General features: G+C 37.9%; 15 protein-coding genes and 1 tRNA gene. 8 read left to right on the top strand and 8 right to left on the bottom strand.

Annotated elements, in window-relative coordinates; all coding sequences use genetic code 11:
* The first annotated feature begins 346 nt into the window (after nucleotides 1-346).
* Genes RBH95_RS04020 through RBH95_RS04010 form a run of 3 tightly spaced genes read left to right on the top strand, consistent with a single transcriptional unit; the run spans nucleotide 347 to nucleotide 3,022 of the window.
* A complete protein-coding gene (locus RBH95_RS04020; protein WP_307901438.1) occupies nucleotides 347-1,393 on the top strand; it encodes a porin in 1,047 nt (348 codons plus the stop codon).
* A 41-nt stretch (nucleotides 1,394-1,434) separates the two neighbouring features.
* Nucleotides 1,435-1,773 (top strand): P-II family nitrogen regulator, encoded by a 339-nt coding sequence (locus tag RBH95_RS04015; protein ID WP_307901437.1) that lies wholly within the window; start codon nucleotides 1,435-1,437, stop codon nucleotides 1,771-1,773.
* A gap of 25 nt (nucleotides 1,774-1,798) precedes the next feature.
* The gene (locus RBH95_RS04010; RefSeq protein ID WP_307901436.1) at nucleotides 1,799-3,022 is read left to right on the top strand and encodes an ammonium transporter; all 1,224 of its coding nucleotides are present in this window, start codon (nucleotides 1,799-1,801) and stop codon (nucleotides 3,020-3,022) included.
* An 82-nt stretch (nucleotides 3,023-3,104) separates the two neighbouring features.
* Here RBH95_RS04010 and RBH95_RS04005 read toward each other — a convergent pair whose 3' ends face one another.
* Entirely contained in the window at nucleotides 3,105-5,690 is a 2,586-nt protein-coding gene (locus RBH95_RS04005; RefSeq protein WP_307901435.1) for a phosphoenolpyruvate carboxylase, read from the bottom strand.
* A 381-nt stretch (nucleotides 5,691-6,071) separates the two neighbouring features.
* Between RBH95_RS04005 and metK the strand changes: the two genes are divergently transcribed.
* Together metK and RBH95_RS03995 are read left to right on the top strand one after the other, a co-directional pair.
* Nucleotides 6,072-7,325, top strand: a complete 1,254-nt coding sequence (gene metK / locus RBH95_RS04000; protein ID WP_307901434.1) for a methionine adenosyltransferase — start codon at nucleotides 6,072-6,074, stop codon at nucleotides 7,323-7,325.
* 137 nt (nucleotides 7,326-7,462) lie between these two features.
* Nucleotides 7,463-8,638 carry a nitrate/nitrite transporter gene (locus RBH95_RS03995; RefSeq protein ID WP_307901433.1) on the top strand — a complete coding sequence of 392 codons (1,176 nt, stop codon included), beginning with the start codon at nucleotides 7,463-7,465 and terminating at the stop codon, nucleotides 8,636-8,638.
* On the opposite strand, the gene RBH95_RS03990 is transcribed toward RBH95_RS03995, so the two are convergent.
* Entirely contained in the window at nucleotides 8,635-10,194 is a 1,560-nt protein-coding gene (locus RBH95_RS03990; RefSeq protein WP_307901432.1) for a M20/M25/M40 family metallo-hydrolase, read from the bottom strand. The two genes, RBH95_RS03995 and RBH95_RS03990, sit on opposite strands and share 4 nt — an antisense overlap.
* Before the next feature lie 352 nt (nucleotides 10,195-10,546).
* Between RBH95_RS03990 and RBH95_RS03985 the strand changes: the two genes are divergently transcribed.
* From RBH95_RS03985 to RBH95_RS03975, 3 genes are all read left to right on the top strand, one after another.
* Nucleotides 10,547-10,933 (top strand): hypothetical protein, encoded by a 387-nt coding sequence (locus tag RBH95_RS03985; RefSeq protein WP_307901431.1) that lies wholly within the window; start codon nucleotides 10,547-10,549, stop codon nucleotides 10,931-10,933.
* An 83-nt stretch (nucleotides 10,934-11,016) separates the two neighbouring features.
* Nucleotides 11,017-11,793, top strand: coding sequence for a sigma-70 family RNA polymerase sigma factor (locus RBH95_RS03980; protein ID WP_307901430.1), 777 nt, complete (start codon nucleotides 11,017-11,019; stop codon nucleotides 11,791-11,793).
* Between the two features lie 11 nt (nucleotides 11,794-11,804).
* Nucleotides 11,805-12,212, top strand: a complete 408-nt coding sequence (locus RBH95_RS03975) for a hypothetical protein (RefSeq protein ID WP_307901429.1) — start codon at nucleotides 11,805-11,807, stop codon at nucleotides 12,210-12,212.
* A 103-nt stretch (nucleotides 12,213-12,315) separates the two neighbouring features.
* Here RBH95_RS03975 and RBH95_RS03970 read toward each other — a convergent pair whose 3' ends face one another.
* The 6 genes from RBH95_RS03970 to RBH95_RS03945 form a co-directional block, all read right to left on the bottom strand.
* Complete coding sequence (locus RBH95_RS03970; RefSeq protein WP_307901428.1) at nucleotides 12,316-13,080, bottom strand: exodeoxyribonuclease III; 765 nt, start codon at nucleotides 13,078-13,080, stop codon at nucleotides 12,316-12,318.
* A gap of 70 nt (nucleotides 13,081-13,150) precedes the next feature.
* A complete protein-coding gene (locus RBH95_RS03965) occupies nucleotides 13,151-13,993 on the bottom strand; it encodes a universal stress protein (protein WP_307901427.1) in 843 nt (280 codons plus the stop codon).
* Between the two features lie 418 nt (nucleotides 13,994-14,411).
* Nucleotides 14,412-14,493 (bottom strand) — tRNA-Tyr (locus tag RBH95_RS03960).
* A 93-nt stretch (nucleotides 14,494-14,586) separates the two neighbouring features.
* Complete coding sequence (locus tag RBH95_RS03955; protein ID WP_307901426.1) at nucleotides 14,587-17,292, bottom strand: TonB-dependent receptor; 2,706 nt, start codon at nucleotides 17,290-17,292, stop codon at nucleotides 14,587-14,589.
* Between the two features lie 39 nt (nucleotides 17,293-17,331).
* Entirely contained in the window at nucleotides 17,332-18,207 is an 876-nt protein-coding gene (locus RBH95_RS03950; protein WP_307901425.1) for a GLPGLI family protein, read from the bottom strand.
* A gap of 110 nt (nucleotides 18,208-18,317) precedes the next feature.
* Nucleotides 18,318-19,154, bottom strand: coding sequence for a GLPGLI family protein (locus tag RBH95_RS03945; protein WP_307901424.1), 837 nt, complete (start codon nucleotides 19,152-19,154; stop codon nucleotides 18,318-18,320).
* Between the last annotated feature and the right edge of the window lie 14 nt (nucleotides 19,155-19,168).

The following is a 19,168-nucleotide window of genomic DNA, read 5'->3' as shown; positions in this document are numbered from 1 at the left end:
TTTCATCAAATTAGGGCTTTTATAATTAGAATTACACAATCAGACCCTTAAAAAACTAAAGTTTTTCAAATCAACTTTTATCGTTAAAATTCAGTTTTTATTGAAAATAACCCAAAATAACACAAACTAACATGTGTTAACCTTATTTTTTTACCTAAAATTTTAAGATTTCATCATTTATGAAATTGAAAAATTCTTAGAAAAATCAAAAAATCACAAACAACCCCTAATTATTATAGGGTCAAAACTAATCAAATGATAAAAATTCCTACTTAACCCCCTTTTTTTGATGGGTATAAATAGTTTTTACATAGTTTTAAACAATAATTAACCAAAACAATTTTGTATGAAAAAACTTTTCACCCTTTACTTGTTCTTAATGGCAATTAGCCAATTAAGCGCCCAAGAAGACGCCCCAAAAAGTGATTCTGAAGACAAAAAGAAATTTTCCTTAAGCGGTAGTATTGACGCTTATTACAGGGTTAATTTTAACGGTCCCAACAAAGAACTTGAAGACGGCACCATCGTCGCTCCGGGATCATCTTTTGCCAACCTACCTGGGTTTGCACTTGGCATGGCCAATGTAATTGCCGCCTACGAAGGTGAAAAAGTAGGCTTTGTAGCCGATTTGGTCTTTGGACCAAGAGGAACGGATGCCATTTTCGCTTCACCAATGTATTCTGCTACAGGAGATATTGTCAATCAACTTTACGCCTATTGGAATGTATCCGACAAAGTAACCCTAACCTTTGGTAACTTTAACACCTTTCTTGGATATGAAGTAATTTCTCCCGTTGCCAATTTCAATTACAGCACCTCCTACCTATTTTCCTATGGACCATTTAGCCATACGGGACTTAAAGCTGACTTTGCTTTTACAGACGACTTCAGCTTAATGCTTGCGGTTATGAACCCAACGGACCTAACCGAATTTAATCCAACAGGCAAATATGCATTTGGAGCCCAACTAGGCTTTAAGGGGCAGTACCTAAATTTCCTGACTGACGACGGCGCCTTTGAAATTGACTATACAGGAGGATTCGACATTACCAATAGTGTCTTCCTTGGCATAAATGCCGCCTATTATAATAATGATGATTTTGGCTTCGCAGGCGTAGCTCTTTATCCTCAATTTGCCACAAGCGACAACTTCACCATTGGTTTTAGAGGTGAATATTTCCTTGAAGATGGTGACTTTGGTGCCATTGGTACAGGCGTTGAAGATTCAAGTGTATTTGCCGCCACCCTTACGGGAAGCTACACCATCAACAGCTTAATTATTAAACCAGAACTGCGCTTAGACAGTGCTTCAGACGATGCCTTCATGGACAACGATTTGGCACCAACAAAAAGTTTAAGCTCATTTCTTTTAGCTGCTATTTATGCTTTCTAAAAATCGACACTACATTTTTATAAATAATAAACTATCTAATAATGAAGAAAATTGAAGCAATAATCAGAAAATCCAAATTTTCAGAAGTAAAAGAAGCTCTTCACAAAGTAGGAGTAAACTTTTTCTCCTATTGGGATGTTACAGGTCTTGGCAACGAAAAAGAAGGCCATGTATACCGCAGTATCAGCTACAGTACTAGCGACATCAAAAGAAGCTACCTCTCCATTGTGGTTAACGATGATTTTGAGGAAGTCACAGTAAAAACAATCATTGAGTCCGCCAAAACCGGAGAAGTTGGAGATGGAAAAATTTTCGTGTCCGATATCAAAGAGTGCTACAGAATCCGCACCGGTGAAAAAGGAGGAGAAACTTTAAAATAAACTAATAAAGAAACAAATAATTAACATGGAAGAATTAACAAACCAAATAACAGAAATAAATGGTGTTCTAGATATTTTTTGGATTCTCGTTGCTGGTATCTTTGTATTTTTTATGCAAGCTGGGTTCACCTTGGTAGAAGCCGGTTTTACAAGATCCAAAAACACCATTAATATTGTCATGAAAAACCTGATGGACCTATGTATAGGATCTTTAGGGTTTTGGGCCATTGGCTATACAATCATGTACGGTGATTCCATTGGAAAATTCATTGGCAGCCCTTCCCTTTTTTACAACACACCAGGAGACATGCACAATTTGTTTTTCCAAACTGTATTTTGCGCCACCGCCGCAACCATTGTATCCGGAGCTGTTGCTGAGCGTACAAAATTCTCAACTTACATCATTTTCTCCTTAATTATCACCACCATAATTTATCCAATCTCAGGACATTGGGTTTGGCAAGGTGACGGATGGCTAACAGAATTAGGCTTTATTGACTTTGCAGGATCCACAGTGGTACACTCTGTAGGGGGATGGGCCGGACTGGTAGCTGCCGCTTTAATAGGACCTAGAATTGGAAAATACACAGGAGGTAAGTCCAACGCAATCCTTGGTCACAATATGATGTACGGGGCATTGGGTGTATTCATTCTTTGGTTAGGGTGGTTTGGCTTCAACCCTGGTTCTGAATTAGCCATTTCAGGAGGAAGTGCCAACAATGTTGCCAACATTGTCATCACTACCAACCTTGCCGCTGCCGGAGGTGCAGTTACAGCCTTATTTTTAACCTGGGCCAAATATGGAAAACCAGATTTGTCCATGACTTTAAATGGCGCCTTAGCTGGCTTAGTAGGAATTACTGCTGGATGTGCCGCGGTATCCCCAGGAGGAGCAGCTATCATAGGAATCCTTTCTGGTTTTCTAGTTGTACTTTCTATTGAGTTTATTGATAAAAAATTAAAAATAGACGATCCAGTTGGAGCAATTTCCGTACATGGAGTAGTGGGAGCTTTCGGAACTCTGCTTGTAGGAGTTTTTGCAACTGATGGAGGCCTATTCTATGGAGGAGGATTTAAACAACTAGGAGTGCAAGCCATAGGGGTTTTCAGTATTGGTGCCTGGGCAATTGTGACCACTTTCATCGTACTTTTCATCCTTAAGAAAACCATAGGGTTAAGAGTTCCAGAACAAGATGAAATTAAAGGTTTGGACATTACAGAACACGGTATGAATGCCTATAACGATTAACTAATTTAGCTTTGCATATACAAAAAACCCTCGAAGAGCATTTTACTTCGAGGGTTTTTAATTTTCTATTTCCAGATAATATTTATGCAGAATTTCTACTGGCATTGATATTCCCGAATAGTGAGCGCGTCACTATTTTTTCAAAAATCTCAATTTGCGCTTCATCTCTCACCTCTGCTTTTTCAAGCTCCTGTATTTTTTTAAGAGCATATTGCTGAATGGTCAACAAAGGCAACACAATAGACTCTCTTACCTCAATTGAAGCCTTCCCCGCTGGCTCATCTTCCATCAACACTTTAGAATCCGTAAGCTTTAACAATAAACGCTTAGTAGTTTCATACTCGGTATGAATGATTTCCCAGAACTCACCAAATTCAGGATCTTCAGCCATATACTTGGTCAAATCAAAAAAGGATTTTGATAAAGACATCATACTATTGGCAATTAAAGTTCTAAAGAAATTAGAGCTTTTGTACAAATGCTTCACTTTATCAAACTCACCAGCATCCTCATATTTTTTAAGCGCTGTTCCTACTCCAAAAAAACCAGGTACATTTTGTTTCAACTGACTCCAAGATCCAACAAACGGAATCGCTCTTAAATCTGAAAATATAAGCTTATCAGACTTTCCACGTTTCGACGGGCGACTTCCTATATTAGTTTTAGCATAGTATTTAAGCGTACTCATGCGTTCCAAATACGGAATAAACATAGGATGCCCCTTAAAGTCCATATAAGTTTGGAGACTTGTATTAGCCAAATCATCCATTACCTTAACATTGTCTGGAGACATTCTATTAACATCTTCATGCAATTGGTTATAGATTCCGGAACTTATCAATTGCTCCATATTGTATTGCGAGGAATCTAAAGTTCCAAAATTAGAACTGATCGTCTGCCCCTGAATGGTCAACTGCACTTCCTTATCTTCGATTGTAGGCCCCAAAGACGCGTAAAACTGATGTGTTTTACCTCCACCTCTTGCCGGCGGTCCTCCCCGACCATCAAAGAATATGACAGACACATCATATTTACGTGACACCTCGGTGAGTCGCTCTTTAGCTTTAAAAATAGCCCAGTTAGCCATGAGGTATCCACCATCCTTGGTTCCATCTGAAAACCCTAACATTATGGTCTGTTTATTTCCTCTAGCTTTTAGGTGCGCTTTATATGCAGGATTGGTATAAAGTTCTTCCATTACCAAGTGGGCATTTTCCAAATCGGTAATCGTCTCAAACAATGGCCCGATATCAACTGTCAATTCATCTTGGAAAGCCACCAACTTAAGCATAGCAAACAGCTGCATAACATTGAGAGTGGTTTGATTGTTACTGATAATATATCGGTTGGCAGCTCGCTCACCATTCTTACTCTGAATTTCCTTAATAGCCTTTATAGTATTCAAGGCCTTCAGTACTTCTTCGTCCTTTATTAAAGATAAATCCACCTTTCCTTTTACTTCAGAAAGAATCTTGACCTGTTCTGTTTCAGAAAGCTCATTATAGTTTTTCGGAAAAATATCACTTCCACTAGCAATAAGGGTATCCACCATTTCCGTAAATACCTTGTCGTGCGCTCGACTATCTTGCCTGATATCTAAAGTTGCAAAATGAAATCCGAAAAGATGCACTTTATTCAACAAGCTATTCACTTCTTTAAAATAAAGAGATTGGTGCTTTTCCTTAATAGTCTTAAGAATGAACTCAAGTTCCGATTTGAAATGCTCCAAAGTAATATTGTTAGCGGCATCTACATCTATAAATGCATTATATAATTGAGACTCCAAAGCAGCCACTCTATCTTCAACATCACTAAAAGTCAACCTTCTCCTCAACTTTCTTACACTTTTATAGTAGTTCTTAAGAATGGTCATTTTTAACCTACTAGCCACTTTAAGTGTAATCTCCGGAGTTACAAAAGGATTTCCGTCCCTATCTCCCCCAGGCCAAAACCCTAGGTTGATGATATCATTATCCACCTGTTTGCCATCAAAAATGTTTTGTTGGATATAGTCATAAATTGTTCCGAAGGAATAATAAAATACATTTTCTAGGTACCAGATTAAGCTGATAGCTTCATCGTATGGCGTAGGCTTGGTACGCTTAAAAAAGGGCGTTTTCCCCAACTGTGCCAAAAGATCATTGATCTGTAGCAAATCGTTATTCTTGATAGCCTCGGTAAGATCCGTAATAATCCCCAAAACCGATCCCGGATAAAACTGGGTTGGGTGTGCCGTAAGTACAATTCGCACCTTAAATTCTTCCAGATACTGTCTCAACATTTCCAAATTACCGTCGGAGGCGACAGCTTCTTTTAAGCTTCTCAAGGTCCCTATCCCATCCATGTTATTTACCGTTGGGAAAGCAGCATCCTCAATAGCATCAAACAATACTACTTGACGCTCGATGTATTGAATAAAGCGGAACAGTAAATTAATTTGACTTTCCTTACTGCGCCTTCCTTGGTATTTTGAAAAAAAGGTATCTACTATCGTTGTTGGGTCATCTCCTCGTTCAAACCCCTTTTTACAGGTTTCATGAAATAACGGCAATAAAACGCCTGTTTTGGAAATGGTATCAAAAGGTAAAGTCATGAATATACTGTTGTATATCTGATATTTGGACAATACTTCTTGATTAAATCGTGTTAATTTTGGTTGTGTTCCCATAAAATTTTTCTCGTAAGAGTGAGGATATAAAATTACTTAAGCTTGATCAAAAGTCATAAGTTTTAAAAAGAAATACAGAATTGTTAGTTTTTCACTCTTAAATTAATGATTCTTCTCTAAAAAAGATAGTATAACATTTTTTTTTACATATTAAACATTTACCTGCAAAAATCCCCCAAATCATATATTAACAATTCGTTAAGTTGCTTTTTAAGGGAAAGGGTTTTGTTCTTTTAATTTAATCAGTACATTTGTAGCCGAAATTTAGAGGAAAGATTTGACTGATTGCAACCTCATTAAAAAATGCTAAAGGACAGTGGACAACTTCCTTTGACGCTACCGTCAAATCTCTCCAATTTAAGCATATTTTATTTTTATTTTATGGCATATTTATTTACTTCGGAGAGTGTATCTGAAGGACACCCAGACAAAGTAGCGGACCAAATAAGTGATGCTCTTATTGATAATTTTCTAGCCTTTGATCCAGATTCCAAAGTGGCTTGCGAAACCTTGGTAACCACAGGACAAGTTGTACTTGCAGGAGAGGTAAAATCGAACACCTATCTAGATGTACAAAAAATAGCAAGGGACACTATCAACAAAATTGGATATACCAAAGGCGCCTATATGTTTGACGGCAATTCGTGTGGTGTATTTTCTGCAATCCACGAACAGTCTGAAGATATCAACCGAGGGGTAGACAGAGCTTCCAAAGAAGAACAAGGAGCAGGTGACCAAGGAATGATGTTTGGCTATGCCACCAACGAAACCGAAAACTACATGCCTTTGGCTTTGGATTTATCTCACAACATCCTTAAGGAGCTTGCCGAATTAAGAAGAGAAAATCAAGACATTACATATTTACGCCCCGACTCTAAAAGCCAAGTAACCATTGAATATAGCGATGACAATGCGCCTCAACGTATTGACTCTATTGTAATTTCTACGCAACACGACGACTTTGGCAGCGACGATGAAATGCTGGCTAAAATCCGTAAGGATTTAGTGGAAATTTTAATTCCTCGTGTTATTGCAAAACAACCAGAGCACATTCAACAATTGTTCAACGACAACATCACATACCATATCAATCCTACCGGAAAGTTTGTAATTGGTGGTCCTCACGGAGACACAGGGTTGACCGGACGAAAAATTATTGTGGACACTTACGGAGGCAAAGGAGCTCACGGAGGTGGTGCTTTTTCAGGAAAAGATCCAAGTAAAGTAGACCGAAGTGCCGCTTATGCCACTAGACACATTGCCAAAAACTTGGTTGCCGCAGGTGTTTGTGACGAGGTATTGATTCAAGTGAGTTATGCTATTGGAGTAGTTGAGCCTATGGGAATCTTTGTGGATACTTATGGTACTTCACATGTAGATTTGACAGACGGAGAAATTGCCAAAAAAGTAGCACAAATTTTCGATATGCGCCCAGCAGCCATTGAAGAGCGTTTAAAATTACGCCAACCAATGTACAGTGAAACTGCCGCTTACGGACATATGGGACGTACCAATGAAGTGGTTTCTAAAGTATTTTCGCAACCAAATGGAGAAGACATCACAATGGATGTTGAACTATTTACTTGGGAAAAACTAGATTATGTAGATACGGTAAAGACCTCTTTTGGACTTTAATTGATTATAAAAACAACCTTTATTACAAAATGCCTCGAGAACCTCTCGAGGCATTTTTATTTCCATCCATTGAGCATTTCAAAAAAAATAAACGAAATTAGAACAAACCAAAACTTTAAAAACCAACATTTTTCAGAATGACTATTTCCGAAAAACCAGCCAAACGCATCCTTCCCATTATTGTGATCTCACAATTTTGTTGCACCTCACTTTGGTTTGCAGGAAATGGTATCATGGATAATTTGGTTAAAAATTTCAACTTAAACGAAACCGCCTTGGGCAACCTTACCTCTGCCGTACAATTTGGTTTTATAATCGGCACCTTAACCTTTGCCTTACTCACCATTGCCGACAGGTTTTCTCCTTCCAAAGTCTTTTTAACCTGCGCCATTCTTGGAGCGGTATGTAATAGCTGTATGATTTTCAATAGCAACAACTATAGCACCTTATTCACCTTTCGTTTTTTAACAGGATTCTTCCTTGCAGGCATTTATCCAGTAGGCATGAAAATTGCCGCTGACTACTATCAAAAAGGACTAGGCAAATCATTAGGATTTCTTGTTGGCGCTCTGGTTATTGGTACAGCTCTCCCTCATCTTTTGAAAAGCGCGATGCAAACCATCTCTTGGACCTATGTATTAACAGCCACCTCCTGTTTGACTCTCATTGGAGGGGTAGTTATTGCCATTTTTGTTCCAAACGGCCCTTACCGAAAAGCTAGTAAAGGTTTAGATTTTAAAGCCATCTCAAGAGTTTTTAAAAACAGAAAATTCCGATCTGCGGCCTTTGGATATTTTGGTCATATGTGGGAACTCTATGCGTTTTGGGCATTTGTACCTTTTATGCTAAAACATTACAACCAACAAACCCATAGTAACATCAACATCTCTTTAACAGCGTTCACCATCATCGCTATTGGAGGACTCTCTTGCGTATTGGCAGGATATATTTCCCAACGCAAAGGAACCAAACACACCGCCTCAACAGCACTTTTACTTTCGGGCATATGCTGTCTTCTTTTTCCTTTGGTTTTTCAACTTGGAAATTTCCTTTTTGTGTCATTTTTGATTTTTTGGGGAATGGTAGTCATCATGGACTCCCCTATGTTTTCTACCATGGTTGCCCAAAATGCGCCCACAGAAATAAAAGGAACCGCGCTCACCATTGTCAATTGTATTGGTTTTGCAATCACCATATTCAGCATTCAACTTTTAACCCAATTAAATAGCCGTTTCGATTCGCCTCTCATATTTTCGATTTTAGCTATTGGTCCGATATTTGGACTTATCGCCCTGTGGAAACCAAAAAACTAATCAACGCCACCCAACCTTTTCGGTGATTTCTGTTCAGGCCACAATTGCTGTTCACCTGTTTTAGGATCCGTAGGCATAACTATTTTTTCACGAGAAGCGGTTTCAGGATCCTCGGAAGCCATATAAGCTAGGACTGCCGTTAAAATTACGTTGTTCCTTAAATCATCAAACACAATCTTGTCATAAGTATCCCGATTGGTATGCCAAGTATAATCCCTGTAATCCCAATTAAGAGCTCCTAGATAAAACGCCGGCACACCTGCGGCCACAAAGGACGCATTATCCGAACCACCGCTACTAGGCGACCCTGGAAACGTAGTTTTCACCTGTTGTGAAATTTCTTTAGGTACGGCTGCCAACCATCTTGAGAGATATTCGTAGGAATTCAAAAAACCCGCCCCAGAGATATCCGTGATTCTCCCCGTTCCGTTATCCTGATTCAAGACCACCTGCACGTATTCCACAATTTCAGGATGGTCTTCTACAAAAGCTCTGGAACCATTCAAGCCTTGTTCTTCACTTCCCCAATGCCCTACTAAAATGGTACGTTTTGGATTGGGATACACTTTTTTCAGAATGCGCATCACTTCCATCATCAACACAGTTCCTGTTCCATTATCGGTTGCTCCCGTGGCACCATCCCATGAATCCAAATGCGCCGATAAAATGACATATTCTTCAGGTTTCTTAGACCCTTTAATCATTCCAATGGTATTAAATGCGGGCACCAAACCCAAATCTTTTGAACGAGCGACCACCCTAACTTTAGGCTTCGCTCCACTTTCCGCTAAACGATATAGCATGGCATAATCCTCCAATTCCACATCTAGGGTTGGAATGCCTTTTGTCTTGGATCCAAAAATACGGTTCACCCCAAAGCCTTTGGACCAATAACTAGAGATTATTCCAACCGCTCCAGCATTCTCTAATAACCTCACAATATCCGCACTTTTATAGCCAGTTCTCGCAATGTTTCTATACCATGCTCTTGTAATGGAATCGCGAGAATTCTTCAATTTTTCAAATGACTCGGGCCTAGCAAAGTTCTCCCAACTACTATCAGGACGCCCTGTTAACTCGTACTTCGAAGTCAAAACAAACTTTCCTTTTACTGTCTTTAACCATTTCTGAAAATGTATAGAATCTTTCACTATAGGCAAGGTCACCACCTCTCCAACCACACCTTCTGGAGGTGTTGTTGGACTCCAAGCTAATTGAATCCCCTCTAAAGATTGCACACGAGGTGACACCATATCGATATGGGTAATCCCACGCTCCCAACCTTTCCACTCTCCCCAATCCTCTCTTTCTACATCAATTCCCCATTTTTTATAGGTTTCCATAACCCAATCACTAGCCTGTTCCATTTGTGGTGTTCCTGTTAACCTGGGACCAATGACATCCAAAAGGTGATGTGCCAAATTTTCCAATTGGGAATTTTTATTGGCCTCTTGCTCTATTCGAGCGATAATATCTTTGGATTCTTGAGCATAACCAACGGTGGAGATCGTCACCCCAACTATTAATAAATACCTTGCAAACAGATTACATACCATATATTCAGAATTTTCAACAGTCTTTATTTCTCTAAAATAAACTTATTTTAGAACATACTTCAAGATGATATAAAACAGAAGCAACACAAAATGTAAAATAGACGACAACTCATTTAGAAAATCAAACCTAAATACCTGTATTTCAACTGATAAATATCATTTCAATTTTACATTTTTAAACGTATATTGATACCTCATCAGCTCCACATTTTATCTTTCCAAGATTAGGCTTCTCTTTTAAACCCTATTGAAATTATTAACGTTCTACCATGTCATTTTCCGTTGACCGGAATCTTGGCAACCATCAACAATCTATAAGTTAAACAAGATGAAAACTTAAACATTAGAACTCATGGAAACGCTAATAATCCAAATTTCAGATTTGCATTTTGAGCATAAACAATGGGAAAGAGAGCTCTTATTTCTAGAAGATGAATTACAATCATTCAACAACCGCTTAGAAGAACTAGTTGAACGCTGGACCCACCACAGTGTATTGGCGCAATTGGAACACTACCAAAACCAATTTATTCGTCAGCACGAGATTATAGACTCACTTTTACATGACATTAACGTCCACGAAACAGACATGTTCGAACATGACAAAAAAGGTGAGCTTGCTATGAATTTCAACCTAGCTAAAAAGCACTTCCTTTTAAGAGAGCGCATGGAAACCCAAAGAATGATCTATCATGATTTGAAAAGGGAGTTCTTTAAATTCCTTTCAAAACACATGTAAATATTTAACGGCACAACTTCCTTAAAACGAAACTGCAATTCAACACAAAGAGTACAAAAACAAAAAAATTAAATATTAAAGCCATGAAAGCTACAGCAGACATATACAAACCCAGCCACCTACGAATGACTATCACAGAGACATTCCCGGAGCTAATCAGCCTCAAAAAAGCAAACAACAAAGAAGACTTCAATAACCTCACTCTCAAAATTCTATCAAGCCTTAAGAAATATGTTCAAGAACGGCTGGCAACCCTATCGAACCATCCTCATTTTTCAAGAAACAAATACAGTGCAGATGATATTATAGATCAACTTTTTGTAGAGGTTTACGATAATATTGAAGAGGTACAAAAGGCTGATGACTTTTACTTGTGGTTATTCAAAAAAACAGACAAATTACTTGAAGATATTACTGTTGATGAGGAATTTGACAACTTTTTCAATAAAAATATTGACGACTTCACTAAAGACGAACGAAATGAAATGGAAGAACAGTTCAGCACAGATGGAGACGGCGATTTACTGATGCTTGAAGAGCTAGATGACATATCCTACAATAAAAACGATTACACTTTAAACCATGTTTTTATTGAAGATAACGAACAACAGTACATTGATCAATTGGACAGAAAATTGGACGACAACAAAATCCAAAAACACATTGCCACAGTACTTAAGCAGCTTCCCGCCCCTATTCAATCTACCTTCAGCCTATTTGCAAACTACAATTTTACCCCAACTGAAATAGCAAATCTCAAACAAATTACCACCGTATCAGCCATACACTTGATACAGACCGCCCGAATTAGCATTCGGGACAGTTTTATAAAGAACTATTTAAATCCTAATAAACCTTGAATTAATATATCATGGAAACAACACATGCAAACCCAAAAACCGAACTCCTATTGGGAGCAGCACTAAATGTGCTGCATTTTGAAAGCAAAGAATGGTTAGAAAACCTAGCTTTTTGGAAAGATGAAACCCGATTTTTTGAAGACCTTTTATCTAAAAAAACACCTTCTACCGAACAGCAGAAAGACCATGCAAAAATGCTAAAGGAACTAGACCAGATCCATAAAGATCTTTTTGAAGACTTTCAACAAGTCATCATGAAACACGAACGGTTACTATCTAAAATCGAAAATGGAGAACAACCTATGTCTGACAGCAGTTTTAGAGAAGAACACAAAAGCATAAAAGATCGTATCACCACTTTTGAAAGTAATTTTAGATCATTTAAAAAAATTGTATTCAGCTTTGTAAAAAGTCTTTAATCAAAACATTGATTGGCCCAAACTACAACACCAATTAAAGATTGGCGGGGTATTGCTTTACCCTTACCTTAACATAGTTCAGTGCACCATAACACAGGAACAACTACAGTTCTATTTCCAACTGCACTGGGCAATGGTCTGAACCATAAACGTCATTAAAAATGGTTACAGATTTAACCCTATCGAGCAAAACCTTACTCACCAAAAAATAATCAATCCGCCACCCCACATTACGTTCTCTTGCCTTAAAACGGTAACTCCAATAAGTATAGGCAACTTCATCTGGATGCAACTCCCTAAACACATCTACAAAACCAGCAGCTATAAAAGCATCCATACCATCAATTTCAATTTGAGTATACCCTGCTGTTTTGTTATAATTGGCTTTGTCGTTTTTTAGATCCATTGGTTGATGCGCCACATTAAAATCGCCACAAACTATAACTGGCTTCTTGCTTTCCAAATCTTTTAAATACTTCAGAAAATCTTTGTCCCACTGTTTTCGATACTCCAACCTATCCAATTTTTGCCCCGAATTGGGTACATATACATTCACCAAATAAAAATCCCCATATTCCGCACACTGTACACGCCCTTCATCATCATGTTCCTCTACTCCAATATCATTTGTTACGGACAACGGCAATTGCTTTACCAATAAAGCACTTCCTGAATACCCCTTTTTACTAGCCGAATTACAATGTAGCGTATACTCCTTAAATCCATCCAAAGCCTTGCGCACCTCACTATCTTGCGCCTTAGTTTCCTGCAGGCACAGTATATCAGGTGCTATAGTCTCTACAGATTCTTTAAACCCCTTATTTAATATAGCTCTAACACCATTAACATTCCAGGAAACAATTTTCATATACTATTAATTTCACTCATTGAACATTTACTACAAGAAGCAAGCCACTTCCTCAGTAAATTTAAGCGTTTTACATTTTTGAAGGGATCAATAAAAATGGAACTTTAAGATTGAACCCTATTTGATTGATATTGGATTTGAAAAACAAGTTTTCAAAAAAGGAGTGCTTATTATTAATCATGACCAGCAAATTAATTTTGGCCTTAACCTGAAATTTTGCAATAGCCTCTACAACTGTCAAGTCACTCAAACTATGGAATATATGAGCCATGTTTTTAAAGTAATCATCTAGAATTGCCTTGTTGCTTTCTTGCCAGTCAGATAAACCTATATCTGGCTCTACATTTAAAATATTAATGCGAGAACTATGTGCCGACAAAATATCGCGAATAGGCTTTAATTGAATTTCTTTGTATTGAATTGAGTAATCCGTTGGAAACAACACTTCGTGTGGCGTTTCAAAAGTAAAATTTTCAGGAATGGCCAACACTGGACATTTTACACTTTTAAAGACATGTACCGTATTGGAACCAAATAAAATCCCTTTAGTTCCAGATGCACCTTTGGTCCCCATCACTATATAATCTATCTCCTTTTGTCTAGTAAATATGATGATTTCCTGAATCAAGGTATTAAATATAGCTTGATACTCAATGGTGTGTTTGGAATTTGGAAATTCTTTATGTATGCGTTCCACAAAATTATTCAACCCCTCTACAGCTTTAGTTCTAGCGGTATCTACCATGCTTAAATTATCAGGAATCAGTAAAGCATAATCCATTTGATAAATTGGCGGTGTATAGGTATGGAGTAAATAAAATTTACAAGTTTCATTCTCAAATAGCTGCAAAGCATATTTGATGGCATTCCAAGAATTCTCAGAAAAATCGGTGGGTAGGAGTATATTTTTCATGACATTTAAATTTAATTCACAGCCACTTCAGGTCCTTCTGCTATACCTAAAAACATCACTCAAACAACATCCAATAAAACATGGGGATAATAAATTGGGAAAACAGCAAACAAAATCAAGACACTGATATACACCCAACTCTTAAAGTTACGCAACTTAAAACAATCAAAATATGACATTTATCAGCAACAGAAGCAAAAAAAAGGGACATCTTCAAACATGAAAGACGTTCAAATTAGAAAGTAATTAATAGAGCTTTTAAAAGCAAAAAGCCTGCAAGAAATTGCAGGCTTTTGTTGATTTAGTGGGAAGAGCAGGATTAACTGTGTTGATCCTGCCGGCCTCGCTTTGAAAATTCAAAAAGCAAGCTAAATAAAAAAAGCAAGCTTTCATTTAGCTTGCTTTTTGAATTTATTCGTGGGGAGAGCAGGATTCGAACCTGCGAAGACATAGTCAGCAGATTTACAGTCTGCCCTCGTTGGCCGCTTGAGTATCTCCCCAAAACCGAGCGCAAAGATACACCAGTTTTTCATTTGCGCAAATAAAAAAGATAAAAGAACGTAATTATTTTTTCGGCTGAAAGAATAGACCTTCTACAAGGTATAAATCAATCTAAACGTAACATACCGTGGTTGAATATAATACTCACTGGCCCTGATACTGGTATCACTGGTACTGCTTTCATTTTGCGATCTGGTATCCAATAAGTTGGTAGCTTTTAGCTCATACTCCAATTTAGCGTCCTGATTTTTTCGATAGGACAAAGACGCATTCCAGAACTTATAATCATTTATGGTACCATCTTCATTACTGAAATTGGTATAAGAAAAATCGGTTCTAAAAGTAATACACTTCCAAATGTAGGCATCAAACTCAACAGATGGCGTACTGGTATAAAACTTGGCTCTGGTATCGCCTTGATCACTATCTTGAATGGTATAGGCATAGCTAAGCTCCACATTTGGCACCTCCCTAAAATTGGTACGTAACTCAGCCCTGTAATTTTGAGTATAGTTTTCATTCACCGAGGTTTGCGACTGAATGAATTGTGCAAATTTGAAATAGGTCAACCCTCCATTAACGGAAGCCTGCAATTTCCCAAAACGCCTTTGAAAACGTCCATTGGCCGAAGCCGTTTCATCCGCAAAAGACGAGTTAAATGGAGAACTGGTACGGATCACACTTTCAAAATTAGACAAACTCCTAATTTGATCAATACGCTTGCTGTAACTTACATTGGCAAACACGTTGGTGTAATTGAACATGTTGAAACTAAAATAGGTCAGGTTTACATTATGGGACACTGCATTATCCAAAGCCTCATTGCCTGCAAAAATGGAATTATAGTTATTTAACACCAGCCCCTTTGCTAAATTGGTCACATCGGTAAACTGGGTTTGCATTCTATAATTCAAATTAATATTCTCACTTTTCTTCAATTGAATGCGCATGTTAAAATCTGGTAACACACGGAAGAAATTATCTTTATAGGTGTCTCCATACTGTACATTTTTTGTACTATAAGCATGAGTAGAAAATCCAGGTGAAATGGTAAACTTTCCTCGTTTGAATCGGTAATGCACCCCCAAATAAATATCACTAAAATTATAGTCGGTGTTATTGGTATCCAATCCGTCATTAAAGGTTGGCGTTGGGTCAAAAACTGAACCGTCATCCAAAAACTGGAAGATTTCCGAATCGAACTTTTGATTGCTAAGTATCGTGCCGAAGGTAAAATTGATATCACTTCTCTGGCTCAACACATTCCAATAATCCAACTTGGCATCCATTTGATTGGACTTGATACGCTTGTCCTGTGCAATGTCATATACCAACTGATCGGCATTCATCCCAAGGGCATTGGCCGTATTCTCATAATTCTCTTTATCCTCCAAAATAGCGTTGTAAAATGGATCTTCATCTTGAAGCAAATGCTGAACCTCCAACGCAAAAATATTTTTATCGTTTAAGGTGTAGTAATAATTCAGATTTTGATTAATACTATATGGACTGGTTTCTTCAAATTGATTGGTATTTCCTATTACAGAAGAATTAAACAATTGGTCTTGCGACTCTTTGGACATTCGTCCCAAAATATCATAATCCAACTGATTGTTTACATTAGGCTTATACCTGGCACTTAATTTCAACATCCCCAAATCACTGCGCTGCATAGTATTGCTTTGCGTCACTTCGTCAGGAATTCCTAGTTCCGGGTTTGTGTATTGTACAAAATTATTTTCCTGTAGTTCTGTTTTAGTGTTTGAAAAAATAGCAAAACCACTTATGTCCAATGATTTTTTGGGCGAATAACTAAAGTTGGCCGCCCCAAACTTGGTACTGATGGCCTTGGCCCTGTTATTCTGCATGGCCAAAAAGCCCAAGTTGTTATTTCCCAAATTTATGTTGGTACCACTTTGCCTACTGGGCATTCTAAACCCTCCACTAAAATTAAAATAGTCCCGTCTGGTAAAAGCTACTTCTCCAATATTATTTAAATCTCCAATAACATTAATGCTGTATTTAGGGCTGTAATAAAACAGTTTGGGCTGCACCAAATACAACCCTTCATCATTGGCAACCCCCGAACCTCCAGTTATGTCTCCAAACCAAAAGTTTTCCTTGCCTTCCTTCAATTTGATGTTAATAGCAATATTATCTTGGTTGTCTGTAACTCCTCTCAGCTGTCCCACTTCGGAATAGTTTTTTAAAACCTGGACCTTATCCACCGCATTGGAAGGAATATTTTTAGTAGCCAATTTTGAATCACCATCAAAAAAGTCTTTCCCGTCAACCATTACCTTGGACACTTTTTTGCCCTCCACTTCTATTTCTCCCTCATCGGTAACTTCAACCCCGGGCAACTTTTTAAGCACATCCCCCAACTTCCGTTCTGTTCCATTTTTAAACGAATCGGCATTGTAAATCAACGTATCCCCTTTTACGGTTACGGGCATTTCATAAATCAGTTCCACCTCATCCAAAGTATTGTCCATTTGCAATGAAAAATTCTTGGTAATATCTACTTCCTGGGTTGAAATAATTTCTTCGTGAGTTTTCATTCCAATATAACTCACCTGAATTTTATACTTGGAATTTGCCTTTAAATTTAGCTTAAAACGCCCCTTGTCGTTAGTAGTACCAAAGGACTCCAAAATATTACTTTCCTGATTAATGGCAATGACATTAGCCAGTTCCAGAGGAGTTCCTATACTATCCTTTACGACGCCTTCCACTTTAATTTGGGCAAAAGAATAGCTTGTCGCCAAAAGCAACATAACAAACAAAAGTTTTTTCATTGTAATGGTTTGGATTGTTTTATAATATGAAAATTACGCTTAGTAACGTCGGCCTCCTCCATGACGTCTTCCCCCGTACATTTCACGCATTTCCTCAATTTTACTTTTCATGATTTCATTGTATTCATCCCTAGACACCTCTTTTCCTTTAGTAGGTGTTTTGATTGTCTCCTTTTCATCAGGGTTCAATACAATCTTAGAACATAGAATTGTTGTACGATCGGCATTGACTTCCAAAATCAAGCCTGGTAAGCCCCAGAATTCTCCAGGCCCTTGGTTAACTGGAATTTGTGGTGTATACCATGCAGTAACAACAATCTCTTTAGGAACCTCTACCTCATCCATGATATTCTTTGCAAGGCTATCCTTAGCTACTTCTTTTTGCTCTTCGGAATCGCGACGTCGACGGCGCATACTGTTAAAGTCCATTTCATCAACCTTTTTAACAGCGGTAGCCTTAAAACAAGTATACTGACCTATCTGTTTGGTTTCATTTTCCATTTTCCACTTCAACTTGGGCAGTTCGTCTTTGATTAAAAACTGTTTTCCAAAAAACTCCTGTTCCTGAAGCAATTGACCGTTCTTCACATTTTTATACTGTGGTCCCGCGGTAAAATTTCCCATCATCCCCCGCCAAGGGCTACCACCACCCGGTGCATCCAGCTTCTCTTCTTCCTTGTACATGGATTCGGTTTTGTTGAACACTAAGACGAAGGTCTTTTCCAACATTTGTTTCATGCGTTCGGAAAACATCTTTTTTTGTTCTTCGGTAAATTGTCTCCCACCACCAAAATTGGACATGTCAAGGGTAGTTTTGGATTGGTAAATGGCTTTTCCCTGAAATTCTTGTGCATTGGCCACACTTGCCATGATAATCACAAACAAGAGGCTTAATTGGATAGAAATTGATTTCATAAAATGATATGGTCGTTGATGATAAATGATAAAGTTATCCTTTAAACACCATATTAGACTTATGAATTCTTTAATAGTTAATCCTACAAATGTTAAAATTTTCTTAAATACTACCCGCCTATTTTAATTTCAATATTATGACCGTCACCTCTTTCACTGCTGTAGCGTTCTTCCATTTCCTTGAGTTTCTTCTCCATGATTTTATCAAACTCTTCCTGATTTACTTCCTTGCCTTTTTTAGGTTCTGAAATCTCAACCTTATCTGCAGGATTTAAAACAAGCTTACTACAAATAATCGTTTCGGAGCCATCATTGACCTCAAGGATCAACCCGGGCAAACCAAAATATTTTGCTGGCCCATTATTAACCGGAATTTGAGGCGTGTACCAAGCCGTCACGGTTACGGTTTCCATTTCAGGTTCCTTTTCCTGGCTTAAATCTTTATCACCATTCACACTAATTCCCCCAACAAGCTTGGCCTGCTCTCTTGTTATCGTAGCCTTATAACAAGTGTATTCTCCTATATTTTTAGTATCTGCTTCAAATTGCCAATCTTCCTTTTCCAACTGATCTTTTATTAGGAAAATTTTACCAAACACATCATTTTGATTGGTAAAGCGTTCTTCTTTTGTATTCTTATACAACACATCAGAGCCTCCGGTATTTACCACAACCATTTGCATACCTCCCATTTGCGGCGCTCCCAATTTTTCTTCCTCTTTGTAAATGGACTCTTCTTTATTAAAAGTTAAAATAAAGGTCTTTTCAAACTGCTTTTTTAGCATGTCCATCATTTTTTGATGCATCTCAGAATTCATTTGGGTGCTATCCATCTGAATATCAATTTTACGCTTGGTTTTATAGGTAGCAATTCCAGTAAAATCTTGCGCATTGGCAAGAGTCGAGAACACCAACAAGACTGCAAAAACTTTCATAACTGATTTCATAAGTGTATTTTTTT

Origin of the sequence: Mangrovimonas sp. YM274, from assembly GCF_030908385.1 — a bacterium.
Lineage (GTDB): Bacteria > Bacteroidota > Bacteroidia > Flavobacteriales > Flavobacteriaceae > Mangrovimonas_A.
The sequence above is the reverse complement of the archived record's forward strand: the minus strand, read 5'-3'. Positions and strand labels throughout refer to the sequence as shown.

What these genes read in the sequence shown, in the direction of transcription:
- RBH95_RS04020 (WP_307901438.1), top strand. Translation starts at nt 347, where the DNA reads ATGAAAAAACTTTTCACCCTTTACTTGTTCTTAATGGCAATTAGCCAA.
- RBH95_RS04015 (WP_307901437.1), top strand. Translation starts at nt 1,435, where the DNA reads ATGAAGAAAATTGAAGCAATAATCAGAAAATCCAAATTTTCAGAAGTA.
- RBH95_RS04010 (WP_307901436.1), top strand. Translation starts at nt 1,799, where the DNA reads ATGGAAGAATTAACAAACCAAATAACAGAAATAAATGGTGTTCTAGAT.
- RBH95_RS04005 (WP_307901435.1), bottom strand. Translation starts at nt 5,690, where the DNA reads ATGGGAACACAACCAAAATTAACACGATTTAATCAAGAAGTATTGTCC.
- metK (WP_307901434.1), top strand. Translation starts at nt 6,072, where the DNA reads ATGGCATATTTATTTACTTCGGAGAGTGTATCTGAAGGACACCCAGAC.
- RBH95_RS03995 (WP_307901433.1), top strand. Translation starts at nt 7,463, where the DNA reads ATGACTATTTCCGAAAAACCAGCCAAACGCATCCTTCCCATTATTGTG.
- RBH95_RS03990 (WP_307901432.1), bottom strand. Translation starts at nt 10,194, where the DNA reads ATGGTATGTAATCTGTTTGCAAGGTATTTATTAATAGTTGGGGTGACG.
- RBH95_RS03985 (WP_307901431.1), top strand. Translation starts at nt 10,547, where the DNA reads ATGGAAACGCTAATAATCCAAATTTCAGATTTGCATTTTGAGCATAAA.
- RBH95_RS03980 (WP_307901430.1), top strand. Translation starts at nt 11,017, where the DNA reads ATGAAAGCTACAGCAGACATATACAAACCCAGCCACCTACGAATGACT.
- RBH95_RS03975 (WP_307901429.1), top strand. Translation starts at nt 11,805, where the DNA reads ATGGAAACAACACATGCAAACCCAAAAACCGAACTCCTATTGGGAGCA.
- RBH95_RS03970 (WP_307901428.1), bottom strand. Translation starts at nt 13,080, where the DNA reads ATGAAAATTGTTTCCTGGAATGTTAATGGTGTTAGAGCTATATTAAAT.
- RBH95_RS03965 (WP_307901427.1), bottom strand. Translation starts at nt 13,993, where the DNA reads ATGAAAAATATACTCCTACCCACCGATTTTTCTGAGAATTCTTGGAAT.
- RBH95_RS03955 (WP_307901426.1), bottom strand. Translation starts at nt 17,292, where the DNA reads ATGAAAAAACTTTTGTTTGTTATGTTGCTTTTGGCGACAAGCTATTCT.
- RBH95_RS03950 (WP_307901425.1), bottom strand. Translation starts at nt 18,207, where the DNA reads ATGAAATCAATTTCTATCCAATTAAGCCTCTTGTTTGTGATTATCATG.
- RBH95_RS03945 (WP_307901424.1), bottom strand. Translation starts at nt 19,154, where the DNA reads ATGAAATCAGTTATGAAAGTTTTTGCAGTCTTGTTGGTGTTCTCGACT.